The organism is Micrococcus sp. TCR-5, from assembly GCF_052220525.1.
GTDB classification, from domain to species: Bacteria; Actinomycetota; Actinomycetes; order Actinomycetales; family Micrococcaceae; genus Micrococcus; species Micrococcus luteus.
On sequence record NZ_JBQPDO010000033.1, the window covers coordinates 1 to 3,634 of the forward strand.

General features: G+C 68.5%; 4 protein-coding genes. 3 read left to right on the forward strand and 1 reads right to left on the reverse strand.

Going from position 1 to position 3,634, the window contains the following annotated elements; translation table 11 throughout:
• From ACTSKS_RS10910 to ACTSKS_RS10920, 3 genes are all read left to right on the forward strand, one after another.
• Positions 1–701 (forward strand): integrase core domain-containing protein (locus ACTSKS_RS10910; protein ID WP_442927553.1); only part of this gene is annotated, 701 nt, incomplete at its 5' end.
• Positions 702–721: 20 nt separating this feature from the next.
• Positions 722–1,039 (forward strand): helix-turn-helix domain-containing protein, encoded by a 318-nt coding sequence (locus ACTSKS_RS10915; protein WP_010080477.1) that lies wholly within the window; start codon positions 722–724, stop codon positions 1,037–1,039.
• A 17-nt stretch (positions 1,040–1,056) separates the two neighbouring features.
• Entirely contained in the window at positions 1,057–1,986 is a 930-nt protein-coding gene (locus ACTSKS_RS10920) for an IS3 family transposase (protein WP_152744531.1), read from the forward strand.
• Between the two features lie 285 nt (positions 1,987–2,271).
• On the opposite strand, the gene ACTSKS_RS10925 is transcribed toward ACTSKS_RS10920, so the two are convergent.
• On the reverse strand, positions 2,272–3,183 hold the full coding sequence (locus ACTSKS_RS10925) for a sulfite exporter TauE/SafE family protein (protein ID WP_216886189.1): 912 nt from the start codon (positions 3,181–3,183) through the stop codon (positions 2,272–2,274).
• Positions 3,184–3,634: the final 451 nt, after the last annotated feature.

Consider the following 3,634-nt stretch of genomic DNA (forward strand, 5'->3'; position numbering starts at 1 on the left):
CCTCCGAAGGCCACCAGCTGTGCCTCCGAACGGTGGGGAGGTGGCTGCACCGGCTGGGCATCTCCCGGTTGCCAGACCTCGCGCCCACGGGTGAGGACCTGCGCCAACGACCCCAGAAGATCACCGCGAGAGGGCCGGGGCACATGGTGCACCTGGACGTGAAGAAGATCGGGCGCATCCCCGAGGGGGGCGGCTGGCGTGCTCACGGCCGGGACTCCGAGAACGCGCGAGCAGCCAAGCGCGGGCCTGGCCGACGGGTCGGGTACACCTATCTGCACTCGGCGATCGACGGGTTCACCCGGCTGGCCTACACCGAGGCGTTGGAGGACGAGCGGGCGGCCACGACCGTGAGCTTCTACTGCCGGGCGAGGGCGTTCTTCGCCGCGCACGGCATCACCGTGGACCGGGTGATCACGGACAACGGGAACAACTACCGGGCCGTGGACTTCACCGCGAAGGTGGTCTCGCTCGGAGGCCGGCACCACCGGATCCGACCCTACACCCCGCGTCACAACGGGAAGGTGGAGCGGTACAACCGGCTGATGGTGGACGAGGTCCTCTACGCCCGCCCCTACACCTCAGAGCAAGCTCGGCGTGAGGCCCTGGCGGTGTGGGTGAACCACTACAACTACCATCGGCCTCATACCTCCTGCGGAGACGCTCTGTCGCGCGTCAGACTTAGTGGCAGGGCCGTTATGTAGGTCCTGAAGGAGAGTCAGACATGGGTAGACCACCCTCGATTCCGGCGGAGAAGAAGACCCGGATAGTGCTGAGCGTGCTGGCCGGCGAGATGTCCATCGCCGAAGCGGCACGCAAGGAGAAGGTCAGTGAGCAGTCCATCGGACGGTGGAAGGCCGAGTTCCTGGAAGCCGGCAAGACCGCCCTGGTGGCCGGCAGGTCCGGACCATCCTCCCGAGAGGAACAGCTGGAGGCCGAGGTCGCCGAGCTGACCCAGGCCTTGGGCGAGGCACACCTGGAAGCCAGGGTGTGGAAGAAGTCCGCGGAGGGCCGGCTGGGCCCTTCGAGGACCTCGAGGTGATCCGCGTGGAAGCGGGCATGTCGACCGCGAGGTTCTGCCAGCTCTTCGACATGCCCGAGCGGACCTGGCGCCGCTGGCAGGCCAAGGCCCGCACCGGGACGGCGGTGAAGGGACCGTGGCCGCAACCGGGACGGCAGGCCGCCAGGGAACTGGTGGTCAAGCACGCGCTGGCCCATCCGGCGTGGGGGCATCGGAAGATCTGGGCAATGGTCCGCCACGACGGGCATGTGGTTTCCGAGGCGACCGTGCTGCGGATCCTGCGCGACGAGGGGCTGATTCTGCCCGCGCAGTACCAACGGGAGCGACGGAAGCTGGCCGAGCGGCGCAAGGCCGCGTTCGCCACCGAGCCCTCAGGCCCGAACCAAGTCTGGCAGCTGGACTTCAGCGAGTTCGAGACCACCACCGGAGGGACCTGGCGGCTGGCCGGGTGCCGGGACTACTGGTCCAAGTACGAGCACCCCTTCCACGTTTCGCCCACCGGGAACCAGCACGACGCGATCGACGCGATCGAGTTGGCCCTGGCCGACTACGAGGCCATGTTCGGTCACCCGCTGGTCGAGGCCTGCCCGGTCGATCCCGAGACCGGTGAGCTGTTGCCCGTGGTGACCATCGTGACGGACAACGGCGGGCCGTTCCGGTCCTTCCGCTTCGAGTCCTTCATCGCCGCCCACCCCGAGCTACACCACGTGCGCACCCGAGTGAAGACCCCGGGGCAGAACGGGTCCCGTGAACGCGGCTTCGGCACGCTGAAGTACGAACGGCTCTACCTGGACGAGATTGACGACGCGATCGTGCTCGCCGAGCGGGCCGAAGACTACCGGATCGAGTACAACGAGCTCCGGCCCCACGAGGCCATCTCATGGAACCGGCCCAAGGAGGTGCACCTGGGCCTGGCCGACCCCACCACCCCGACATTCAAAACCAAGGAAATCCTGCCAACTACTTGACGCGGGACAGCTCCTCCGGCCTCACTGGCACCGACCCGAGTCAACAACGTCATGCCCTCCTACACCTAGCCACGCTAGAACTTTTTCAGAGGCCCACCAAGGTCGCCGACACCCAGCGACACACTTGTCAAACTGTGACGTGACATCTGGTATTTGTGTCGCGGCGTCCGCACGTCGTCCCCGCGTGCCAGTAGCGACACCGTGACCTCTCGGACAGCACGGATCCGGTGCACCCCGCAGGGTGCACCGGATCCGTGGATGGTGTTGGTCTGTCGTCGTGGCCTGTCAGGCCTCGACCGGTTGGGTGTGCGCCTGGCTCCGCTCGGCGGCCCGCACCTGCAGCTCGCGGCGCACCGCCCACACGATCAGGGCGATCCAGGCGAGGAAGATGCCGGTCAACAGCACGGTCCCGGCGGAGCCGAACAGCGCCTGGCCGGTGTCGGTGTTGACGAGGGTGCGGGAGTTGGTCCAGATGATCAGCCCGCCGGCGGCCACAGCCAGGATGCGCGGGGCCAGGTGGCGCACCAGCCAGGCGGCGATCGGGGCGGCGATCACTCCGCCGACCAGCAGTGCCAGGACCCAGGCGAAGTCGATGCCGGCGGCCCCGAGCCCGGTGAGGAAGCCCAGGGAGGCGCCCAGGGCGACGACGAACTCGGAGGTGTCGATGGAGCCGACGACCTTGCGCGGGGCGATCTTGCTCGAGGCCAGCAGGGTCGGGGTGCCCACCGCGCCCCACCCGCCGCCGCCGATGGCGTCCAGCGCCCCGGCGACCACGGCTAGGGGCACGAGCAGGCGCTTGCGCAGGGTGCCGGTGAACACCGGCCGGGAGGTGGGCAGGCGCAGGAACCGGTAGAGGACGTAGATGCCCAGTCCCAGCAGGATGGTGGAGACGATCGGTTTGGCGGCGTCGCCGTCCAGGCCGACGAGGACGTGGGCGCCGAAGAACGCGGTGATCCCGCCGGGCACGGCCATGATCCCGACCACCCGCCAGTCGACGTTGCCGAACTTCCAGTGCGCGGCTCCCGAGGCCAGGGTGGTGCCGACCTCGGACAGATGCACGATGGCCGAGGCCGAGGCTGGGGCGATCCCGGCCAGCAGCAGCAGGGAGGTGGAGGTCACCCCGTAGGCCATGCCCAGGGAACCGTCGACGAGCTGGGCGAAGAAGCCGATCACGGCCAGGACGATGAGAGCACGCACGGTGCGCCTTTCTGAAGAGGGACAAGAATGACGAAGATTGCTACGCCCGTGCCGGGCCGAGTGGGCCCAGGCTAGGGCGGAGGTGACCGACCGCGCAGGATGCGACGGGTGGAGTACTTCGGTGACGGCCCATGTCAGGGCCGTGGATATCGGCAGCGGAAGAGCGCATCATGCGCGCGCACTGCCGGGGTGGTTGCGTCTCAGCGGGAGTTCTGGGCCGCGACCGTCGCGGTGATCACCGGCTTCCGACGAGTACGGCGGTCTTCGACGGCCGGTGGGTGCTGCCCACGACGGCGACCACCGATAACGGGGCGCTCCGGGGAGGAGCCGGTACGGAAGAGGATGTCATCGTGCGGGGCCTTCCGGTCGGGAGAGAAAAGCTGTGCCGTGCCGCCACACCGCCGTTGTCGCGGGATGGCCGGCCCTGGTGCGGTCGGCGGCACACCGCTCA